The organism is Kitasatospora sp. NPDC022785 (genome assembly GCF_055561295.1).
Genome location: NZ_JBVHHB010000034.1, coordinates 14,338 through 38,129, shown reverse-complemented (window position 1 = coordinate 38,129; position 23,792 = coordinate 14,338). Strand labels below are relative to the sequence as shown.

Annotated in this window: 3 protein-coding genes; 1 reads left to right on the top strand and 2 read right to left on the bottom strand. The window is 75.1% G+C overall.

Annotated elements, in window-relative coordinates; genetic code table 11:
* Window positions 1-41 precede the first annotated feature (41 nt).
* Window positions 42-1,844 carry an MFS transporter gene (locus tag ACZ3YO_RS35615; RefSeq protein ID WP_465577844.1) on the top strand — a complete coding sequence of 601 codons (1,803 nt, stop codon included), beginning with the start codon at window positions 42-44 and terminating at the stop codon, window positions 1,842-1,844.
* Between the two features lie 461 nt (window positions 1,845-2,305).
* Here the strand turns inward: ACZ3YO_RS35615 and ACZ3YO_RS35610 are convergent, their stop codons facing one another.
* Together ACZ3YO_RS35610 and ACZ3YO_RS35605 are read right to left on the bottom strand one after the other, a co-directional pair.
* The gene (locus tag ACZ3YO_RS35610; RefSeq protein ID WP_465577842.1) at window positions 2,306-12,868 is read right to left on the bottom strand and encodes an SDR family NAD(P)-dependent oxidoreductase; all 10,563 of its coding nucleotides are present in this window, start codon (window positions 12,866-12,868) and stop codon (window positions 2,306-2,308) included.
* Between the two features lie 20 nt (window positions 12,869-12,888).
* Entirely contained in the window at window positions 12,889-23,766 is a 10,878-nt protein-coding gene (locus ACZ3YO_RS35605; protein WP_465577932.1) for an SDR family NAD(P)-dependent oxidoreductase, read from the bottom strand.
* Window positions 23,767-23,792: the final 26 nt, after the last annotated feature.

Sequence of the window (23,792 nt, the reverse complement as noted above, 5' to 3'; positions counted from 1 at the left end):
GCGTACTAGACAAGCATCTAGGACGTACGTATGCTTCAACCATGAACGCAGACACGCAACGTGCCGACCGGAAGGCGTGGATCGGTCTTGCCGTCCTGGTCCTTCCCGTCCTGCTGGTCTCCCTCGACATGCACGTCCTGTCCTACGCGCTGCCCATGATCAGCAGCTCGTTGGAACCGAGCAGCTCGGAGCTGCTGTGGATCATCGACATCTATCCGTTCATGCTGGCCGGGCTGCTGCTCACGATGGGCACGCTCGGTGACCGGATCGGCCGGCGGAAGCTGCTGATGTTCGGTGCGGTCGCCTTCGGCACCGCGTCCGCGCTCGGCGCCTACTCCAGCAGCGCGGAAATGCTCATCCTGACCCGCGCACTGCTCGGCGTCGGTGGCGCGACCCTGATGCCGTCGACGCTCTCGCTCATCCGCAACATGTTCCACAACGCGGAGCAGCGCCGGGCCGCCATCGCCGTCTGGACCGGCGCGTTCGCCGGCGGTGCCATGCTCGGACCGCTCATGGGCGGCGCGATCCTGGAGAAGTTCTGGTGGGGCGCCGTCTTCCTGGTGAACCTCCCGGTCATGGCTGTGCTCGTGGTGCTCGCGCCGCTGCTGCTCCCCGAGTCCAAGGACTCGAACCCCGGCCGGTTCGACTTCCTCAGCTCGTTCCTCTCGCTGGCCGCGCTGCTCCCCACCATCTACGGCGTGCAGCACATGGCCGGGGAGGGCGTCAGCGCCCTGCCGATCGCCACCATCGTGATCGGTCTGACCGTCGGCTACGTCTTCCTGCGCCGCCAGCGGATGCTCGCCCAGCCCATGCTGGACATCAAGCTCTTCCGCAGCCGGGCCTTCACCGCGTCGATCACCGCCAACACGCTCGGTGTCTTTTCGATGGTCGGCTCCAGCCTCTTCACCACCCAGTACCTCCAGATGGTGGCGGGCGTCCGGCCGTTCGTCGCCGGTCTGTACGCACTCCCCGCGGCCGGCGCCGCGATGACCGCCGCCTCGCTGGCGCCGATCGTCGTCCGCCGGGTGCGCCCCGCCTTCGTCGTCGGCACCGGCCTGCTGATCGGTGCGGTCGGCTTCGTCATCCTCGGCCAGGTCGACGGCGGCACCGGGATCGCCGCGCTGGTCGCCGGCACCGCGACCATGGCCGGCGGCATCACGCTCGTCCTGACCATCTCCTCCGACATGATCATCTCCACCGCGCCGCCGGAGAAGGCGGGCACGGTCTCCGGCCTCTCCCAGATCGCCACCGAGTTCGGCGGAGCGCTCGGCATCTCCATCCTGGGCAGCGTCGGCACCGCGGTGTACCGCTCGGACCTCGCCGACAAGGCACCGCAGGGGGTCGCCCCGGCGACGCTCGAATCGGCCCGCGACACGCTCGGCACCGCCCTCGACGTCACCAGCCGGATGCCGAAGGACCTCGGCCAGGCGCTCGCCGACGCGGCCCGGACCTCCTTCACCCACGGCCTCCAGATGGCGATGTTCACCGCCGCCGGCCTGCTGGTCCTGATGGCGCTGCTGGCCGTCACGCTGCTGCGCAAGGTCAGCATCCCGACCAAGTCGGCGGAGCCGGCCGCCCCCGAGGCCCCCGTGGCCCCGGTGCTGCACCAGCCCGAGCCGCGGCCGGTCCACGCCTTCCAGGGGGCGCCGGGCCAGTACGGCCACGACGGCTACGGCACCTCCCAGGACCGGTCCGCCGGCTACGGAGGGTCGACGGAGGCCAACTTCTACGGCCCGCAGGGTGGTTCCGAGCAGTACGGCGACCCCGGCAGCTACGGCACCGCGGGCCAGGGCCGGGCGCGGCACCGCCGGGGAGGTGAGGAGAACCCGTTCGAACGGCGGTGAGTGAACGGCAGGACAGCGGCAACCGAAGCGTGTGCCGGACCGGGCAACCGGTCCGGCACACGCTTCTTTGCGTGGCGGGGGCGGTCCGGGGTCACCGAATGGCTCGGCGCCGACGGGGGCCGGGACGACCCCGGGGGTCGGGACGGCGAGGGGGCTCGCGACGGCGAGGGGCTCGGGACGGCCGGGGCGGACAGCGGTCCTGGACCGGGCGGGGCGGTGCGGCGGAGGGCCGGCCGGGGGCGGAGAGGAGAGCAGAGGAGAGGAGAGGGGAGGGGAGGAGAAGGAAGGAGACGGACGCCCCGCTCCCCCGGCGCGGACGGCCGGCCCCGACACACGAAAAGGCCCGTGCCACCGGAGACACGGGGAAGGCCCCGGTGGCACGGGCTCGGCCGGGTCGGGCCGTCGGTGGGGGGCAACGGCCCGACCCGGCCTCGGGGAGGCAGGTCCTGCGAGGCGTCCGGTCAGACGCCCAGTTCGTTGTCGAGGATGTCGAACAGGTCCTCGGCGGAGGCTGCTTCGAGCGCGGCCTCGGCGGCGGGCTCCGTTCCGTTCTCCTCGGCGCCCGGGCCGTCGGCCCAACGGGCGCTGAGCGCCCGCAGCCGGGCCGCGATCCGGGCGTGTTCGGCCCCGTCGGGGGTGGCGGCTCCCAGGACGGCCTCCAGGCGGGCCAGTTCGTCCTCCAGGCTGGGCGCGCCGGCCGTCCCGACCAGTTCGCCCCGCAGGTACGCGGCGACGGCGGCCGAGGTCGGCTGGTCGTAGATCAGCGTGGACGGGAGCCGCACCCCGCAGGCCGCCCCGAGGCGGTTGCGCAGTTCGACCGCGGCCAGCGAGTCGAATCCCAGCTCGGAGAAGCCCCGTTCGGCGTCGACCGCCTCCGGGCCCGCGTGGCCGAGGACCGCGGCGACGTGCGTCCGGACCAGGGTCAGCAGCAGGGCGAGCTGCTCCTCCTCGGCGAGCGCCGACAGCCGCTGAACGAGGCCGTCGGCCCCGGCCTGCTGCCCGCTCCCGGCCGCCCGGCGGTCGCGCCGCACCGGCACCCGGACCAGTTCGCGCAGCAGGTGCGGAACACCCTCCGCCGCGGCCCGCGCCCGGATCGGCGCGATGTCGAGGCGGACCGGAAGGAGCACGGCCTCGTCGGAGCGCAGGGCCGCGTCGAAGAGCGCGAGGCCCTCCGCCACGGGGAGCGCGGTGACCCCCGAACGCGACATCCGCGCCCGGTCGGTCTCGCCGAGCCCCTCGCCCATGCCGTCGCCCGACTCCCACAGACCCCAGGCCAGCGAGACGGCGGGCCGGCCGACCGCCCGGCCGCCCGACTCCCACAGACCCCAGGCCAGCGAGACGGCGGGCCGGCCGACCGCCCGGCGGTGCTGCGCCAGGGCGTCCAGATAGGCGTTGGCGGCGGCGTAGTTGGCCTGGCCGGCGCTGCCCATGGTGCCGGCCAGAGAGGAGAAGAGGACGAACGTGCGGACCGGGTGACCGGCCGTCAGGGCATCCAGGTGGGCGGCGGCGTCGAGCTTGGGCCGCAGCACCGTGTCGTAGCGTTCCGGGGTCAGGGACGCGAAGGTCCCGTCGTCCAGGACGCCCGCCGTGTGCAGCACCCCGGTGAGCGGGTGCGCACCCGGGATCGCGTCCAGCGCCTCGGCCAGGGCCGCCCGGTCGGTGACGTCGCAGGCCCGGACGGTGACGCTCTTGGCGCCCAGCTCCAGCAGTTCGTCACGGAGCTCCGGTGCTCCGGCCGCCCGCTCCCCGCGCCGGCTGAGCAGCAGCAGGTGCCGCACGCCGTGCCCGGAGACCAGGTGGCGGGCCACGGCGGTGCCCAGGCCGCCGGTGCCGCCGGTGACCAGCACCGTTCCGTCCGGGTCGAAGGCGGGCTCGGAGTCGTCGGTCGCACCGCCGGTCACCGGAGGCTCGGCCCGGACCAGGCGCGGGACCAGCAGCGCGCCGTCGCGGACCGCCACCTCCGGCGCACCGAGGGCCACGGCCGCGGGCAGCAGCCCGAAGCCGTCCGCCGGGTCCGCGTCGACCAGGGTCAGCCGCTGCGGGTACTCCTCCTGAGCGGAGCGCAGGAGGCCCCACAGCGGTGCGTGGGCGAGATCCGGCACGGCGTCCCCGGCCGTGGCCGCCACCGCGCCCGCGGTGAGGACGACCAGGCGGGCGCCCTCCAGCCGGTCGTCGGCGACCAGCCGGGCGAGCGTCTCGGCGGTGCGTCGGACGACCGCCCGTGCCTCGCCACCGGCCGGGTCGTGCAGGACGATCACCTCGGGCGTGGTGTCACCCTCATCCAACGCCCGGGTGAGATCGGCGAGTTCGCCCCAGGTGTCGACGCCCGCGCCGAGCTCGTCGGCGGCCGGGCCGGCCCCGAGGACGGCCCAGCGGACGTCCGGGACGGTGGCGGGCGCGGCCGCCGTCCGCCAGGAGATCCGGTACATCGCACCGGCGGCGCCTCCGGCCGGAGCGAGCTGCTCGGCCGGCACGGCGCGCGCCACCAGGGAGCGCACCGAGAGGACCGGTGCACCCGACGGGTCGGCGGCTTCGACGGCGACCACCTCGGGCCCGGAGACCCGGAGCCGGACGCGCAGGGCGGTGGCCCCCGCCGAGAACAGCGTCACGCCGTTCCACGAGAACGGGAGCCGCGGCCCGGCCGCCGGGTCGTCGTCCACGCCGGCGCCCGGCAGCAGCGTCGCGTGCAACGCCGCGTCGAGCAGGGCCGGGTGCAGACCGAAGGCCTCGCCGTCCGCGTGGGCCTCCTCGGGCAGCGCCACCTCCGCGAACACGTCGTCGCCGCTCCGCCAGGCCTTGCGCAGGCCCTGGAAGGCCGGGCCGTAGCCGTAGCCCTGGCCGGCCAGTTCGTCGTAGGCGTCCAGGACGGGCAGCTCCTCGGCCCCCTCGGGCGGCCATACCGTCAGCTCGGCGCTCTCCTCGGCGCCCTCCTCGGCGGACTGGTCGCCGGGCAGCAGGATGCCGCTCGCGTGGACCGTCCACTCGTGGCCGGGCTCCGCGCCCTCGGGGCGTGCGTGGACGCGGACCGGCCGCTGCCCCTCCTCGTCCGGTGCGCCGACCGCCACCTGGATCTGGACCGCGCCGTGTTCGGGCAGGGCCAGCGGGGCGGTCAGCGTCAGCTCGTCGAGCCGACCGGATCCGACCTGGTCACCGGCCCGGACGGCCAGCTCCACGAACGCGGAACCGGGCAGCAGGACGGTGCCGGCCACCGCGTGGTCGGCCAGCCAGGGCTGGGCGGCCACGGAGAGCCGGCCGGTGAGCACCACGCCGTCGGAGTCGGGGAGTTCGACGGCCGCGCCGAGCAGCGGGTGCGCGGTCGGCCGCAGGCCCAGGGCGGAGGCGTCCACGGCGGCGGGCGCCGCGTCGAGCCAGTAGCGCTCGTGCTGGAAGGCGTAGGTCGGCAGGTCCACCCGGCGGGCGCCGGACCCGTGGAAGAGGCCTTCGCCGTCGAGCACCCAGCCGCTGATGTAGGCGTCCGCGACGGCGGCGAGGAAGGTCCGGGCCTCGTCGCGGCCCTTGCGCAGGGCCGGGACGAGGAGCGCGTCGTCGGGGTCGGCCAGACAGGCCTGGGCCATGCCGGTCAGCACGCCGTCGGGGCCGAGTTCGAGGTAGCGGGTGACGCCGGCGTCCTCCAGCGCCCGGATGCCGTCGGCGAAGCGGACGGCCTGGCGGACGTGGCGCACCCAGTACTCCGGATCACGCAGCTCGTCACCGGCCGCGATGCGACCCGTCACGTTCGACACCACGGCGAGCCTGGGCTCGCCGAAGGAGAGGCCCCGGACGACGGTCCGGAACTCCTCCAGCATCGGCTCCATCAACGGCGAGTGGAACGCGTGCGAGACCGTCAGCCGGACGGAGGCGATGCCGCGCTCCTTCAGCTGAGTGACCACCTCGTCCACTGCGGCCTCGGCACCGGAGATCACCACGGAGGCGGGCCCGTTGACGGCCGCCACCCCGACCTGGGTGTCACGGCCCTTCAGCAGCGGGAGCACGTCCGCCTCGGCCGCCCGGACGGCCACCATGACGCCACCGGCGGGCAGCGCCTGCATCAGCCGGCCGCGGGCGGCGACCAGCGTGCACGCATCCGCCAGCGACAGGACGCCGGCCACGTGCGCGGCCGCGATCTCGCCGACCGAGTGTCCGGCGAGGAAGTCCGCGCGTATGCCGAGCGATTCGACCAGCCGGTAGAGCGCCACCTCGACGGCGAACAGCGCCGCCTGGGTGTGGACCGTGTCGTCCAGCGAACCCGACGCACCCGCGATCACCTCGCGCAGCGACACGCCCAACTTACCGTCCAGCAGCGCGCACACCTCGTCCAGCGCGGCAGAGAAGACCGGGAACACCGACGCCAGCCCGGCGCCCATCCCGACCCGCTGCGAACCCTGACCGGTGAACAGGAACGCCGTCCGGCCTGTGCCCGCCCGGCCGGTGACCGCCAGGTCCGAAGGGCGGCCCTCGGCCACCGCGGCCAGCTCGGCCAGCACCTCCTCACGCGTCGCACCCAGCACCACCGCGCGGTGGGGGTGCGTGGTGCGCGTGGTCAGCGACGAGTAGCCGAGGTCCAGCAGGCGGGAGCGGTCGGCGGCGACGAACTCCCGCAGCCGCTCGGCCTGCGCCCGCAGCGCCTCCTCCGTCCGGCCGGAGACCGCGAGCGGGACCAGGGCGCCGTCGGGCCACTGCCCCTCGGCGGTCCGCTCGGTCTCCTCGACGGGCTCGGCCACCGGGGCCTCCTCCAGGATGACGTGCGCGTTGGTGCCGCTGATGCCGAACGAGGAGATACCGGCCCGGCGCGGTGTGCCGTCCGTCCTCTCCCACGGCTGTGCCTGCGTCAACAGCTCGACGTCGCCGGCCGACCAGTCCACGTGCGAGGACGGGGCGTCCACGTGCAACGTCTTCGGCAGCACCTCGTGGCGCATCGCCTGCACCATCTTGATGATGCCCGCGACACCGGCGGCAGCCTGGGTGTGGCCCAGGTTCGACTTGATCGAGCCGAGCCAGAGCGGCCGGCCCTCCGGACGGTCCTGGCCGTAGGTGGCCAGCAGTGCCTGCGCCTCGATCGGATCACCCAGCGTCGTACCCGTGCCGTGCGCCTCGACGGCGTCCACGTCGGACGTCGACAGCCCCGCGTCGGCCAGCGCCGCCCGGATCACCCGCTGCTGCGACGGACCGTTCGGCGCCGTCAGCCCGTTGCTCGCACCGTCCTGGTTCACCGCGGAGCCCCGCACGACCGCGAGGACCTGGTGGCCCTTGCGGCGGGCCTCCGAGAGCCGCTCCACCAGGAGCACACCGACGCCCTCGCCCCAGCCGGTGCCGTCCGCCGCCTCGGCGAACGGCTTGCAGCGGCCGTCCGCGGCCAGACCGCGCTGGCGGGTGAAGTCGATGAACGTGTCCGGGGTGGCCATGACGGTGACACCGCCGGCCAGTGCGAGGTCGCACTCGCCGCGGCGCAGCGCCTGGATCGCCCAGTGCAGGGCGACCAGCGAGGACGAGCACGCGGTGTCGACGGACACCGCCGGGCCCTCCAGACCGAGGCTGTAGGAGACCCGGCCGGAGACCACGCTGCCCAGGCTGCCGTTGCCCAGGTAGCCGCTGACGTCCTCGGGGACGGCGTCGAGCCGGGTGGCGTAGTCGTGGTACATCACGCCGGCGAAGACGCCGGTCTGGCTGCCCTTGAGCGTGGACGGGTCGATGCCGGCCCGCTCGATGGCCTCCCAGGACGCCTCCAGCAGCAGCCGCTGCTGCGGGTCGAGGGCCAGCGCCTCGCGCGGGGAGATGCCGAAGAACTCGGCGTCGAAGTCGGCCGCGTCGTACAGGAACCCGCCCTCGCGGCTGATGGTCCGGCCCGGCTTGCCCGGCTCCGGGTCGTAGATGGCGTCGGTGTCCCAGCCACGGTTCTCGGGGAATCCGCCGATGCCGTCACGGCCGGCGGCCAGCAGCTCCCACAGTTCCTCGGGCGAGCGGACGTCGCCGGGGAAGCGGCAGCTCATGCCGACGATCGCGATCGGCTCGTCGTCCGAGAACACGACAGCGGGGCCTGCCTCGGCGCCGGACTCCTTCTCGGCGCCGACGAGTTCGTCCCGCAGGAAGCGGGCCAGCACGTCGGAGGCCGGGTAGTCGAAGACGAGCGTGGCGGGCAGCCGCAGGCCGGTCTCCTGGTTGAGCCGGTTGCGCAGGCTCACTGCCGCGAGGGAGTCGAAGCCGAGCTCCTTGAAGGCGCGCTGCGGCTCCACGGCGTCCTTGCCGCCGTGGCCCAGGACGCCCGCGACCTCGGCGCGGACCAGGTCGAGCAGGAAGGTGTCGCGCTCGTCCGCCGCCATGCGGACGAGACGGTCGCGCAGGCTGTCGGACGCGCCGGCTCCGGCTGCGGCCCGGCGGGCGGCCACGGGGACCAGACCGCGGAGCATCGCCGGCACGGGCTCGGCCGAGCGCCGGACGGCGGCGAAGTCCCAGTGGACCGGCAGCAGCACCGGCTCCTCGGAGGCGAGCGCCGCGTCGAAGAGCTCCACGCCCTTCTCCGCCGTGAGCGCGAGGACGCCGCCGGCGGCGATGCGGTCGATGTCGGCCTGGGAGAGGTTGCCGCCCATGCCGGTGCCGGTGTCCCAGAGACCCCAGGCCAGCGAGAGCGCGGGCAGGCCCTCCTCCCGGCGCCAGCGGGCCAGCGCGTCCAGATAGGCGTTGGCCGCGGCGTAGTTGCCCTGGCCGGCGCCGTCCAGCGTGCCCGCCACGGACGAGAACAGGACGAACGCCTTGACCGGGAGGTCCCGCGTCAGCTCGTGCAGGTGCCAGGCGGCGTCCGCCTTCGGACGCAGCACCGCGTCCACCCGCTCGGGGGTCAGCGAGCCGATCGTCCCGTCGTCCACCACACCGGCCGTGTGCACCACACCGGCCAGCGGACGGTCCTGCGGCACCCGGCCCAACACGGCCGCCAGCGCCTCACGGTCGGCGACGTCCGCCGCCTCCACCAGCACCGACTCCGCCCCCAGGGACACGAGTTCGTCCCGCAGCTCCGCAGCGCCCGGCGCCGCCTCACCACGGCGGCTCACCAGCACCAGGCTCCGCACCCCGTGGCCGGTCACCAGGTGCCGGGCCACGACCGCACCCAGACCACCCGTGCCACCGGTCACCAACACCGTCCCGGCACCACCGAACGGCGACTCCGTCCCGGCCTCGGCACGCACCAGCCGCGGAACGAACACCCTGCCGTCCCGCAGGGCCAGTTCGGGCTCACCAGAAGCCACCGCAGCCCCCAGCAGCGACGCATCACCACCGGCCAGCTCCACCAACACGAACCGCCCCGGCTCCTCCGCCTGCGCCGACCGCACCAGACCCGCCACCGCACCACCGGCCAAGGACCCGGTCTCCGTCACCACCACCAACCGCGACGACGCGAAACGCCCATCCTTCAACCACTCCTGAAGGACCGTCAGTACACCGGAAACGGCATCCCGCGGCTCACCACCACCCACCGGCAGCACCACCACGGCCGCACCCGCAGCCGACCCCAGATCCGCGACCGCCTCCACACCGGACACCCCGGCACCCAACGCCACCCAACGACCCTCCCGCACCACACCCGCATCCACCGGGAGCTGAGTCCAGTCCAGCCGGAACAGTGCGTCGTGCGTGGCGGCCGGAGCGGCCGAGAGCTGCTCGGGGGTGACGGTGCGCAGGGCGAGCGAGTCGACGGAGGCGACGGGCGCGCCGCTCGGGTCGGCGAGCTCCAGGGAGATCGCCCCGGCGCCCCGGGCCGTGAGCCGGACCCGCAGCGCGGACGCCCCGGTGGCGTGCAGGCGCACGCCGCTCCACGCGAAGGGCAGCCGCAGCGCGGTGTCCGCCACCTGGGCGCCCTGGCCGGCGGCGTGCAGGGCGGCGTCGAGCAGCGCCGGGTGCAGGCCGAAGCGGGTGGCCTGGTCCCGGACCTCCTCGGGCAGGACGACCTCGGCGAAGACGTCGTCACCGCGCCGCCAGGCGGCGCGCAGCCCCTGGAAGGCGGGCCCGTAGCCGTAGCCCTGTCCGGTCATCCGCGCGTAGGCGTCCGACACGTCGACCTCGGCCGCGCCCTTCGGCGGCCAGGCGGTCAGGTCGAAGGACGGCCCGCTCTGCCCCGGCAGCAGCGTGCCGGTGGCGTGGACGGTCCACGGCCGCTCCCCCGCGCCGGCGGAGACCGACCGGTCGTCGGGGCGGGCGTGGATGCGGACGGGGCGGCCGCCGCCGTCGCCGGGGGCGCCGACGGAGACCTGGACCTGCACGCCGCCCCGCGCGGGCAGGACCAGCGGCGCGGTCAGGGTCAGTTCGTCCAGCAGGCCGTAGCCGACCTGGTCACCGGCCCGGATCGCCATCTCGACGAAGGCGGTGCCGGGCAGCAGCACCGTGCCGCCCGCGGCGTGGTCGGCGAGCCACGGCTGGGTCTCCAGGCTGAGCAGCCCGGTGAGCAGTGCCTCGTCCGCGTCGGCGATGGCGATGGCGGCGCCGAGCAGCGGGTGGTCGGCCGCGGCCAGGCCGAGCGCGGCCGGGTCGCCGGTGTCGGCGACGGACTCGGGCCAGTAGCGCTCGTGCTGGAAGGCGTAGGTCGGCAGGTCCACCCGGTGGGCGCCGCGGCCCGCGTGGAAGACCTGCCAGTCCACCGCGACGCCCAGGGTGTGCGCCCGGCCGAGCGCCTCGGTGAAGCCCTCGGCGGGGGCGTTCGGACCCGGCGGGGCGATCACGGCGGTGGGGACGTCGGCGGTGGCCGCCTCCAGGACGATGGCGGCGGGCAGGGCGGCCGGGCCGGCGTCGACGAAGAGGGTGTGGCCGTTCCCGACCAGGGCGTGCACCGCCCGGGCGTACTCCTCGTCCGTCCGGCTGAGGTGGAGCTGGACGGCCGCCGTGCCGGTGCCGGTGCCGGCCGGCAGCTCGGCGGTGGCGTCGGCGGCGAGCCGGGCCGCCTCCTCCGGGGCGACGGTCCCGGCCAGCCGGGCGGCGGCGATCGCGCCGCTGCCGTGGCCGAGCACGGCGGTGGGGCGCAGGCCGTGCGCGCGCCACAGGGCGGCGAGCGCGACCTGGACGGCGTAGGCGCCGGCCCGGGCGACGTCCGGGCGGTCCGGGGCCGGCGCCGTCGGCGCTCCCCCGACCACCGCGGTGAGGTCCCAGCCGGTGTGGGTGCGCAGTTCGGCGGCCACCGCCCGCAGCTGCTCGGCGAAGAGCGGGGAGGCGGCGGCCAGACCGCGGGCGAGCGGTGCCCAGTCGGCGGGCCCGGTGCCGGCGGCGCCGCCGTGGTCGGGCAGGACGAGGACGGTGCGGGGCTCTCGCCCGGCCACACCGCGGGCCAGCCCGGCGGACTCTTCGCCCCGGGCGAGGGCGCGCAGGCCGGCGCTCAGCGCCTCGGCGTCGGTGACGGTCAGCGCGGCCCGGTGCTCCAGGGCCGCACGGGACAGCGCCAGGGAGTACGCGACGTCCGGCAGGCCGGGGGCGCCTGCCTCCTCCAGGCGGTGCAGGAGGCGCTCGGCCTGGGCGCGGAGGGCGGGTTCGTCCCGGGCGGAGAGCACGAACGGCAGCGCGGCGGTGCCCCCGGCCGTCCAGGCCCGGGGCCCGTCGGTGCCGGCCGGCGCCGCGTCGCCGCGGGCCGGGGCCTCCTGGGCGGCCGCGTCCTCCTCGGCCGGGGCCTCCTCGATGATCACGTGCGCGTTGGTGCCGCTGATGCCGAACGAGGAGATGCCGGCCCGGCGCGGCGCGCCGTCCGCCTGCTCCCACGGCCGGGCCTCGGCGAGCAGTTCGACGGCGCCCGCCTCCCACTCCACCTGGGAGGTCGGCGCGTCCACGTGCAGGGTCCGGGGCAGCACCCCGTGGCGCATCGCCTGGACCATCTTGATGATGCCCGCGGCACCCGCCGCGGCCTGGGTGTGGCCCATGTTGGACTTGATCGAGCCCAGCCAGAGCGGCCGGCCCTCCGGCCGTTCCCGGCCGTAGGTGGCGAGCAGCGCCTGCGCCTCGATGGGGTCGCCGAGGCGGGTGCCGGTGCCGTGCGCCTCCACCGCGTCGACCTCGGCGGCGGAGAGCCGGGCGTTGGCGAGCGCGGCGCGGATGACGCGCTGCTGGGACGGGCCGTTGGGTGCGGTGAGCCCGTTGCTGGCGCCGTCCTGGTTGAGGGCGGAGCCCCGGACGACGGCCAGCACCCGGTGCCCGTTCCGGCGCGCGTCGGAGAGGCGCTCCAGGACCAGCATGCCCACGCCCTCCGACCACCCGGTGCCGTCGGCGGCCTCGGCGAAGGACTTGCAGCGGCCGTCGGGGGCGAGGCCGCGCTGACGGCTGAACTCGACGAAGGTGCGCGGCGTCGACATCACCGTCACACCGCCGGCCAGCGCCAGCGTGGAGGTGCCCTGGCGCAGCGACTGGGCCGCCAGGTGCACGGCCACCAGCGAGGACGAGCAGGCGGTGTCGATCGAGATGGCCTGACCCTCCAGGCCCAGGCTGTACGACACGCGCCCCGACACGACACTGCTGTCCGTGCCGACGACCAGGAACCCCTCCGCGCCCTCGGCGACCGTGCCGGGCCGTGCGTGGTAGTCGGCGGCCATGACGCCGACGAACACCGAGGTCTGGCTGCCGCGCAGCGTGTGCACGTCGATGCCGGCGTGCTCGAACGCCTCCCAGGACGCCTCCAGGACCATCCGCTGCTGCGGGTCCGTGGCGGAGGCCTCGTGCGGGCTCATGCTGAAGAACGGCGCGTCGAACAGCGGGGCGTCGTGCAGGAACCCGCCCTCCTTGGCGTAGGTCTTGCCGGACCGCGAGGCGTCGGTGTCGAAGACGCCTTCGAGGTCCCAGCCCCGGTCCTCGGGGAACCCGGTGACGGCGTCCCGGCCCTCGGCGACCAGCCGCCACAGGTCGTCCGCGTTCTCGACCCCGCCGGGGAAGCGGCAGCTCATCCCGACGATCGCGATCGGCTCCTGGGCCGCGGCGGTGACCTGGTCGTGCCGCCGGCGCAGCCGCTCGTTCTCCAGCAGCGACTTGCGCAGCGCGTCCGCTATCTGCTCGACAGAAGTACTCACAGTTCCTACGCCTTCCTCGGTCACTCGGAGTCGCTGCGCCGGGCCGCCTCGGCCAACAGGGCCTCGAGGTCCATCGCCATGATCGATTCGCTCTGGTCCGCCTGCGCGGTGTCGTCCTGCTGCGCGGGCCCGCCGGGTCCGGCGAGCGCGAGCAGCTGGTCGAGCAGCCCGGCCTCGCGGACGCGGGTGAGCGAGAGGGTGCCGAGCGTCTGACGGAACGCCTCCTCGTCCAGCTCGCCGCCGGAGGCGGCGGCCACCTCGGGGATGTCCGGGAGCATTTCGGTGAGCAGGTACTTGGAGAGCGCCACCGGGCTCGGGTAGTCGAAGATCAGCGTCGCGGGCAGGCGCTGCCCGGTGGCCTTGTTGAGCCGGTTGCGCAGTTCGACGGCGGTGAGCGAGTCGAAGCCGACCTCCTGGAAGGAGCGCGCCGGGTCCACCGTGGCGGCGGAGGTGTGGCCCAGGACGGCGGCCACGTGCGCGCAGATCAGGTTCTGGAGCAGGTGGAGCTGCTCGTCCTGCGACAGGCCTGCGAGCTGCGACTCCAGGCTCTCGTCCGCCGCGGGCGCGGCGGCCGGAGCGCCCTTGGCCGCCCGGGGCGCGCGGGGTTCGGCCGCCGGGACCAGGGTCCGCAGCATGGCGGGGACGCCGCCGGTACGGGCGCGCAGGCCCGCCGGGTCGAGCTTGACGGGCAGCAGCACCGCCTCGTCGGCACTCAGCGAGGCGTCGAACAGGGCGAGGCTCTCCTCGGCCGAAAGGCCCACCACGCCGGAGGAGTTGATGCGCTGGACGTCGGCGCGGCTGAGGTTGCCGCCCATGCCGGTGCCGGTGTCCCAGAGACCCCAGGCCAGCGAGAGCGCGGGCAGGCCGTCCAGCCAGCGCTGGCGGGCCAGCGCGTCCAGGTAGGAGTTGGCCGCGGCGTAGTTGCCCTGGCCGGCGCCGTCCAGCGTGCCCGCCACCGAGGAGAACAGGACGAAGGCGCGCAGCGGGAGGTCCCGCGTCAGCTCGTGCAGGTGCCAGGCCGCATCCGCCTTCGGACGCAGCACCGCGTCCACCCGCTCCGGGGTCAGCGAGCCGATCGTCCCGTCGTCCACCACGCCGGCCGTGTGCACCACACCGGCCAGCGGACGGTCCTGCGGCACCCGGCCCAGCACGGCCGCCAGCGCCTCACGGTCGGCGACGTCCGCCGCCTCCATCAGCACCGACTCCGCACCCAGGGACACGAGTTCGTCCCGCAGCTCCGCAGCGCCCGGCGCCGCCTCACCACGGCGGCTCACCAGCACCAGGCTCCGCACCCCGTGGCCGGTCACCAGGTGCCGGGCCACGACCGCACCCAGACCACCCGTGCCACCGGTCACTAGCACCGTCCCGGTGCCGTCGAACGGCGAACCGGACCCGGTCTCGGCCCGCACCACCCGCGGAACGAACACCGTGCCGTCCCGCAGGGCCAGTTCGGGCTCACCCGAGGCGACGGCCGCGGGCAGCAGCCGCAGCGACGCGTCGCCGCCGGCCAGCTCCACCAGCACGAACCGCTCCGGGTTCTCCGCCTGAGCCGACCGCACCAGGCCGGCCACCGCACCGCCGGCCAGTGACGGGGCCTCCGTCAGGACGACCAGGCGCGAGGACTCGAACCGCTCGTCCGCCAGCCAGGACCGGAGCACCTCCAGCACGCGGGCCGTCTCCGCCCGCACCCCGGCGGAGCTGTCGTCCGGCCCGCCGGCCGGCAGCAGCACGACCTTCGAACCGGCCACCGCGTCGAGCTCCGGGGCGGCCTCGACGCCCCACTGGGCCGCCCAGGCGTCCGACTGCGGGCCGACCACGGCCCAGCGGCCCTCCATCGGCACCGCGGGGTCCAGCGGCTCGGCCACCCACTCCATCCGGTAGACCGTGCGGGTGGCGCCGCCGCTGCGCGCCGCCTCGATCTGGTCGACCGACACCGGCCGCGCCACCATCGACCCCACCGTCATCACGGGCAGGCCCGCGCTGTCGGCGATGACCAGCGACGACTCGTCCGGCGAAGAGGAGGAGACCTTCACCCGCAGCCCGGTGACGCCCGGCGTGAGCAGGGAGACGTCGGACCAGGCGAAGGGCAGCGAGGCCCCCTCGGTGCCGCGCGGGGAGTTGTCGAGCAACTCCGTGGCGTGCAGCGCGGAGTCGAGCAGCGCGGGGTGCAGGCCGAAGGCGGCCGCGTCCACGTGCGCCTCCTCCGGGAGGGCGATCTCCGCGAAGATCTCGCCGTTGCGCTTCCAGGCGGCCCGCAGCCCCTGGAAGACCGGGCCGTAGCCCAGCCCGTCGGCGGCCAGTTCGGCGTAGAGGCCGTCCAGGGCGATCGCCTCGGCGCCCTTCGGCGGCCAGACGCTCAGGCCCGCGGCCGCCTCCGGTGCGGCGTCGGTCAGCGTGCCCGTGGCGTGCTTCAGCCACAGGCGCTCACCCGGCGCGTCCTCCAGCCGGGAGTAGACCGAGAACGGGCGTCGGCCCGCCTCCTCCGTCTCGCCGACGACGACCCGCAGCTGGCAGCCGGCGCGCTCGGGGAAGACCAGCGGCGCCTGGAGGGTCAGCTCCTCCAGGAAGCCGTGACCGGTGTGCAGGCCCGCGTGGATCGCCAGGTCGACGAAGGCCGTGCCCGGCAGCAGGACGGACCCGGCGACGGTGTGGTCGGCCAGCCAGGGGTGCGAGTCGAGACCGACCCGGCCCGTGAACAGGTAGCCGTCGGAGTCGGGCAGTTCGACGGCCGCCCCCAGGAAGGGGTGCTCCGTCGCGGCCTGGCCCAGGGAGGCCGCATCACCGGCCGCCGCCACGGCGTCGAGCCAGTAGTGCTCGTGCTGGAAGGCGTAGGTCGGCAGGTCGACGCGGCGCGCGCCACTGCCCCGGAACACGGCCGCCCAGTCGACGTCCGCGCCCGCCTCGAACACTGCGGCCAGGGCGGCCAGCAGGGCGGGGGCCTCGTCGCGGCCCTTGCGCAGGGCCGGGACGAGGAGCGCGTCGTCGGGGTCTGCCAGGCAGGCCTGGGCCATGCCGGTCAGCACGCCGTCGGGGCCCAGCTCCAGGAAGCGGGTCACGCCCGCGTCCTCCAGCGCCCGGATGCCGTCGGCGAAGCGGACGGCCTGGCGGACGTGGCGCACCCAGTACTCCGGGTCGCGCAGGTCCTCGCCGGTGGCGAGCTCTCCGGTGACGTTGGAGACGACGGCGAGCTTGGGCTCGGCGAACGCCAGGCCGCTCACGACGGTCCGGAACTCCTCCAGCATCGGCTCCATCAGCGGCGAGTGGAACGCGTGCGAGACGGTCAGCCGGACGGAGGCGATGCCGCGCTCCTCCAGCTTCTTCACGACCTTGCCCACCGACGCCTCGGCACCCGAGATCACCACGGAGGCGGGGCCGTTGACCGCCGCGACACCGACCTGCTTCTCGTGGCCCTTCAGCAGCGGCAGCACGTCCGCCTCGGCCGCCCGGACAGCGACCATGACCCCACCGGCGGGCAGCGCCTGCATCAGCCGGCCACGCGCGGCGACCAGCGTGCACGCATCCGCCAGCGACAGGACGCCGGCCACGTGCGCGGCCGCGATCTCGCCCACCGAGTGCCCGGCCAGGAAGTCCGCGCGCACACCCAGCGAGTCGACCAGCCGGTACAGCGCCACCTCGACCGCGAACAGCGCCGACTGTGTGAAGACCGTGTCGTCCAGCGAACCCGACGTGCCGGCGATGACCTCGCGCAGCGACACACCCAACTCGCCGTCCAGCAGCGCGCACACCTCGTCCAGCGCAGCCGCGAACACCGGGAAGGCCTCGTACAGTTCACCACCCATCCCGACCCGCTGCGAACCCTGGCCCGTGAACAGGAACGCCGTCCGGCCCTCGGAGCGCGCAACGCCCGTCCCGGTGCCGTTGCCGTCCGCGATCGCCGCCAGGCTGCTCAGGAAGTCCTCGCGGGTCGAACCGAACACCACTGCACGCCGGGCGTGCGCGGTACGCGTGGTCAGCGACGAGTGACCGAGGTCCAGCAGGCGCGAGGAGTCGGCGGCGACGAACTCCCGCAGCCGCCCGGCCTGCGCCCGCAGCGCCTCCTCCGTACGCCCGGAGACCGCGAGCGGCACCGGCACACCCGCCGGCCAACCCGCGCCGGGCTCCTCGACGGGCTCCTCGACGGGCTCGGTCGCCGGGGCCTCCTCCAGGATCACGTGCGCGTTGGTGCCGCTGATGCCGAACGAGGACACACCCGCGCGACGCGGCGCACCCTCCGCCTTCTCCCAGGCGCGGGCCTCGGCCAGCAGCTCGACATCACCGGCCGACCAGTCCACGTGCGAGGACGGGGCGTCCACATGCAGGGTCTTCGGCAGCACCTCGTGGCGCATCGCCTGCACCATCTTGATGATGCCCGCGACACCGGCGGCAGCCTGGGTGTGGCCCAGGTTCGACTTGATCGAGCCGAGCCAGAGCGGCCGGCCCTCCGGACGGTCCTGGCCGTACGTCGCCAGCAGCGCCTGCGCCTCGATCGGGTCACCCAGCGTCGTACCCGTGCCGTGCGCCTCGACGGCGTCCACGTCGGACGTCGACAGCCCCGCGTCGGCCAGCGCCGCCCGGATCACCCGCTGCTGCGACGGACCGTTCGGCGCCGTCAGCCCGTTGCTCGCACCATCCTGGTTGATCGCCGAACCGCGGACCACGGCCAGCACCTCGTGCCCGAGCCGACGCGCGTCCGACAACCGCTCCACCAGGAGCACGCCCACGCCCTCGCCCCAGCCGGTGCCGTCCGCCGCCTCCGCGAACGCCTTGCAGCGGCCGTCCTTGGCGAGGCCGCGCTGCCGGCTGAAGTCGGTGAAGGTCTCGGGGGTGGCCATGACGGTGACGCCGCCCGCGAGGGCCAGCGTGCACTCGCCGCGGCGCAGCGCCTGGATCGCCCAGTGCAGGGCCACCAGCGAGGACGAGCAGGCCGTGTCCACCGACACCGCCGGGCCCTCCAGGCCCAGGCTGTAGGCGACGCGGCCGGAGACCACGCTGCCCAGGCTGCCGTTGCCCAGGTACGTCTCCAGGTCCTCCGGGACGGCGCCGAGGCGCGAGGCGTAGTCGTGGTACATCACACCGGCGAAGACGCCGGTCTGACTGCCCTTGAGCGAGGACGGGTCGATGCCGGCCCGCTCGATGGCCTCCCAGGACGCCTCCAGCAGCAGGCGCTGCTGGGGGTCGGTGGCCATCGCCTCGCGCGGGCTGATGCCGAAGAACTCGGCGTCGAAGTCGGCCGCGTCGTGCAGGAAGCCGCCCTCGTTGGAGTAGGTCTTGCCCGGCTTGCCCGGCTCGGGGTCGTAGATGCCCTGGGTGTCCCAGCCCCGGTTCTCGGGGAACCGGGTGATGCCGTCGCGGCCGGCGGCCAGCAGCTCCCACAGCTCCTCGGGCGAGCGGACGTCGCCCGGGAAGCGGCAGCTCATCCCGACGATGGCGATCGGCTCGTCGTCGGTGAGCACCACGGCGGGGGCGGCCTCGACGGCCGGGGTGTCGGCTCCGACCACGGTCTCCTTGATGTGGTCGGCGAGCGCCTGGGGGGTCGGGTAGTCGAAGACGAGCGTGGCGGGCAGCCGCAGGCCGGTCTCCTGGTTGAGCCGGTTGCGCAGCTCGACGGCCGAGAGGGAGTCGAAGCCGATCTCGGTGAAGGCGCGCTTGCTGTCGATGGCCGCGCTGCTGTCGTGGTGCAGGACGGCGGCGACGTGGGTGCGCACCAGGTCGAGCAGGGTCCTGGTGCGCTCGTCCGCGGAGAGCCCGGCGAGGCGCTGAGCGATCGGGGACGCGGCCTGGCCGGCGCCGGCCTTCTCGGCGGCGCGCCGGGTCGTCGTACGGACGAGGTCGCGCAGGACGGCGGGGACGCCGTCGGCGCGGGCCCGCAGATCGGTCTGGTCGAGGCGGACGGGGAGGAGGACGGGCTCGTCGCTCGTGAGCGCGGCGTCGAGGAGGGCCAGGCTCTCCTCGGCCGAAAGGCCCACCATGCCCGAGGAGTTGAGACGCTGGACGTCGGCCTGGGAGAGGTTGCCGCCCATGCCGGTGCCGGTGTCCCAGAGACCCCAGGCCAGCGAGAGCGCGGGCAGGCCCTCCTCCCGGCGCCGGCGGGCCAGCGCGTCCAGGTAGGCGTTGGCCGCGGCGTAGTTGCCCTGGCCGGCGCCGTCCAGCGTGCCCGCCACGGACGAGAACAGGACGAACGCCTTGACCGGGAGGTCCCGCGTCAGCTCGTGCAGGTGCCAGGCCGCATCCGCCTTCGGACGCAGCACCGCGTCCACCCGCTCGGGGGTCAGCGAGCCGATCGTCCCGTCGTCCACCACACCGGCCGTGTGCACCACACCCGTCAGCGGACGGTCCTGCGGCACCCGGCCCAGCACGGCCTCCAGCGCCTCACGGTCGGCGACGTCCGCCGCCTCCACCAGCACCGACTCCGCACCCAGGGACACGAGTTCGTCCCGCAGCTCCGCAGCGCCCGGCGCCGCCTCACCACGGCGGCTCACCAGCACCAGGCTCCGCACCCCGTGGCCGGTCACCAGGTGCCGGGCCACCACCGCACCCAGACCACCCGTGCCACCGGTCACCAGCACCGTCCCGGCCCCGCCGAACGGCGAACCGGACCCGGTCTCGGCCCGCACCAGCCGCGGAACGAACACCGTGCCGTCCCGCAGGGCCAGTTCGGGCTCGCCCGAGGCGACGGCCGCGGGCAGCAGCCGCAGCCACGCATCACCGCCGGCCAGCTCCACCAACACGAACCGCCCCGGCTCCTCCGCCTGAGCCGACCGCACCAGACCCGCCACCGCACCACCGGCCAAGGACCCGGCCTCCGTCACCACCACCAACCGCGACGACGCGAACCGCCCATCCTTCAACCACTCCTGAAGGATCGCCAGCACACCGGAAACGGCGTCCCGCGGCTCACCACCACCCACCGGCAGCACCACCACGGCCGCACCCGCAGCCGACCCCAGATCCGCGACCGCCTCCACACCGGACACCCCGGCACCCAACGCCACCCAACGACCCTCCCGCACCACACCCGCATCCACCGGGAGTTCCCTGAGGGTGAAGCGGTAGAGCGGGCCGGCGCCGGTCGAGGAGAGCTGGGCGGAGGAGACCGGGCGGGCCAGTACCGAGCCGACCGACATGACCGGCCGGCCCGTGCCGTCGGCGATCAGCAACGAGGACTTCTCCCGGCCGTCGACCGCGATGCGCACCCGGAGCGTGTCCGCGCCCACCGCGTGCAGGGTGACGTCGTTCCAGGCGAACGGCAGCAGGGTGGCGTCGTCGCCGGTCCCGGCATCCGGGAACGCCAGGTCGGCGGCCTGAAGGGCGGCGTCGAGCAGGGCCGGGTGCAGGCCGAACGCGGCCGCGACGCCCTGCTCGCCCTCGGGAAGCGCGATCTCGGCGAAGATCTCGTCACCGCGCTGCCAGGCGGCGCGCAGCCCCTGGAAGACCGGGCCGTAGTCGTAGCCCTGCTCGGTCATCCGGGCGTAGGCGCCGGAGAGGTCGAGCGCGGTGGCGTCCTGCGGCGGCCAGGCGGTGAGCTCCGCCGGCGCGGCCGGGCCTGCCTCGGGGGCGAGGACGCCCGCGGCGTGCTGGGTCCACGGGTCGTCGAACGAGACGTCGTCGGCGCGGGAGTAGACCGCCAGGCTGCGGCGGCCCGTCTCGTCGGCCGGCCCGACCAGGATGCTGACCGCCACCCCGCCGCCCTCGGGGAGGACGAGCGGGGCCTGCAGCGTCAGCTCCTCCAGGGCCTCGCAGCCGACCTGGTCGCCCGCCCGGACGGCCAGCTCCACGAAGGCCGTGCCCGGGAGCAGGACCTGCCCGCGGATGGCGTGGTCGGCGAGCCAGGCGGTGGTGCGCAGGTCGAGGCGGCCGGTGAGCACGACACCGTCGGAGCCGGGCAGCTGGACGCCCGCACCGAGCAGCGGGTGGTCGACGGCGAACTGGCCGACGGCGGCCGGGTCGTTCTGCGAGGTGCCCGCGTCGAGCCAGTAGCGGCGGCGCTGGAAGGCGTAGGTCGGCAGCTCGACGCCCGGGGAGGCGACGCCGGGGAAGAACGGCGTCCAGTCCACGGCGTGGCCGCGGGTGTGGGCGTGGGCGAGTGCGGTGAGCAGCTCGCGCTCCTCGGGGCGCTCCCGGCGCAGGACCGGGGCGAGGAGGGCCTCGTCCGGATCCTGGAGGCAGGGCTGCGCCATGGCGGTGAGGACGCCGTCGGGGCCGAGTTCGAGGTAGGTGGTGACACCGGCCTCTTCGAGGGCTCGGACACCGTCGGCGAAGCGGACGGCCTCGCGGACGTGGCGCACCCAGTACTCGGGGTCGCGCAGCTCGTCGCCGGTGGCGAGGCGGCCGGTGACGTTGGAGACGACGGAGATGAGCGGCTCGTCGAAGCGGACGGCCCGGACCACACGCCGGAACTCGTCGAGCATCGGCTCCATCAGCGGCGAGTGGAAGGCGTGCGAGACGGTCAGCCGCTTTCCGCTGATGCCGCGGTCCGCCAGCGCGGCGAGGATCTCGTCCACGGCGGCCCCGGCACCCGAGATCACCACGGAGGCCGGGCCGTTGACCGCGGCGATGCCCGCCTCGTGCTCGCGGCCCGCCAGCAGCGGGAGCACGTCCGCCTCGGCGGCGCGGACCGCCGCCATCACACCGCCGGCCGGCAGCTGCTGCATCAGCCGGCCGCGGGCGGCCACCAGCACGCAGGCGTCCTCCAGCGAGAACACGCCGGCGACGTGGGCGGCGGCGATCTCGCCGACGGAGTGGCCGGCCAGGTGGTCGGGGCGCACGCCGAAGGACTCGAGCAGGCGGAACAGCGCCACCTCGACGGCGAAGAGCGCGGTCTGGGTGTAGGCGGTCCGGTCCAGGAGCGCGGCCTCCGGGCTGCCGGGCTCGGCGAACAGCACGTCGAGGAGGGGGGTCTCCAGCTGGAGGTCCAGGAGGTCGGCGGCGTCGTCCAGCGCGTCGGCGAACACCGGGAAGGTGTCGTACAGTTCGCGGCCCATGCCGAGGCGCTGCGCACCCTGGCCGGTGAAGAGGAAGGCGAGCAGGCCGGGGCCGGCGTGGCCGGACACCGCGGCAGGCACGGAGACGCCCTCGGCGAGCGCGGTCAGGCCCGCCACGAAGGACTCGCGGTCGGCGGCGAGGACGACGGCACGGTCGGCGTGCTGGTTGCGGGTGGTGGCCAGCGCGTGGCCGAGCTCGGCGGGCGAGGCGTCGGAGCCGGCGGCGAACGCGGCGAGGCGGGCGGCCTGGCCGCGCAGCGCCTCGGCGCCGCGGCCGGAGACGAGCCACGGGGTGAGCGTGCCGGGCCGCTCGGTGCCGGCGTCCCCCGCGGGCCCGGCGTCCTCGGTCGCCGGGACCTCCTCGATGATCAGGTGGGCGTTGGTGCCGCTGATGCCGAACGCGGAGACGGCGGCCCGGCGGGGCTGTCCCTCGGCGGCCTCCCACGGCCTGGCCTCGGTGAGCAGCTCGACCCGGCCCGTCGACCAGTCGACGTGCGGGGTCGGCTCGTCGATGTGCAGGGTCTTGGGCAGCACGCCGTGCCGCATGCCCATAACCAGCTTGATGACGCTGGCGACGCCGCCGGCGGCCTGGGTGTGGCCCAGGTTGGACTTGATGGAGCCGAGGAGCAGCGGCCGGCCGGCCGGACGCCCCTGGCCGTAGGTGGCGAGGACGGCCTGGGCCTCGATCGGGTCGCCCAGGGTGGTGCCGGTGCCGTGCGCCTCCATCGCGTCGATGTCGGCGGCGGTGAGGCCCGCGTTGGCCAGGGCCTGCTGGATGAGGCGCTGCTGCGAGGGGCCACTGGGGGCGGTGAGCCCGTTGCTGGCGCCGTCCTGGTTGATCGCGGAGGAGCGGATCACCGCGAGCACCCGGCGGCCGTTGCGGCGGGCGTCGGAGAGCCGTTCCAGGACGAAGATGCCGACGCCCTCGGCGAAGCCGGTGCCGTCCGCGGAGGCCGCGAAGGCCTTGCAGCGGCCGTCGGGGGCGAGGCCGCGCTGCTGGCTGAAGGCGCTGAACATCCCGGGGCTGCCCATGACCGTGACGCCACCCGCCAGGGCGAGCGAACTCTCGCCCTGGCGCAGCGAGTTGGCGGCCAGATGCAGGGCCACCAGGGAGCCGGAGCAGGCGGTGTCCAGGGTGATGGCCGGGCCTTCGAGGCCGAGCAGGTAGGAGAGCCGGCCGGAGATGACGCTCGGGGTGTTGCCGGTCATCAGGTAGCCGGCGAGGCCGTCGGGGGCGTCCTGGATGCGGGTGCCGTAGTCGTGCACCTCGGCGCCGACGAAGACGCCGGTGCGGGCGCCGCGCAGGGTGTCCGGGGCGATGCCGGCGCGCTCCAGCGCCTCCCAGGCGGTCTCCAGGACGAGCCGCTGCTGCGGCTCCATGCCGACCGCCTCGCGCGGGCTGATCCCGAAGAACTCGGCGTCGAAGAGGGTGGCCTCGGAGAGGAAGCCGCCTTCGCGCACGTAGCTCTTGCCGGGCACGCCGGGCTCGGGGTCGTACATGCCCTCGACGTCCCAGCCGCGGTCGGTGGGGAACGGGCCGAGCACCTCGGCCTCGTCCATCAGCAGGCGCCAGAGGTCGTCGGGGGAGGAGAGGCCGCCGGGGTAGCGGCAGCCGATGCCGACGATCGCGATCGGGTCGTCGTCGGCGCCGACCCGCTCGGCGACCACGGTCTCCTCGGCCAGACCCAGCGCGGTGCCGCGCAGGAAGGCGGCGAGCGCGGCGGTCGACGGGTGGTCGTAGGCGAGGGTGACCGGGAGGTCGAGCCCGGTCGCCGCGGCCAGCCGCGCGTGGAGGTCGACCGCGGCGAGCGAGTCGAAGCCCAGTTCCAGGAAGGGGCGGTTCTCGTCGACGGTGCGCGGCACCTCGGCGCCGGCGTGCCGCAGGGTCGCGACGACCTGCTCGCCGACCAGTGCCACCGCGGCGCGCAGCTGCTCGGCCGGCT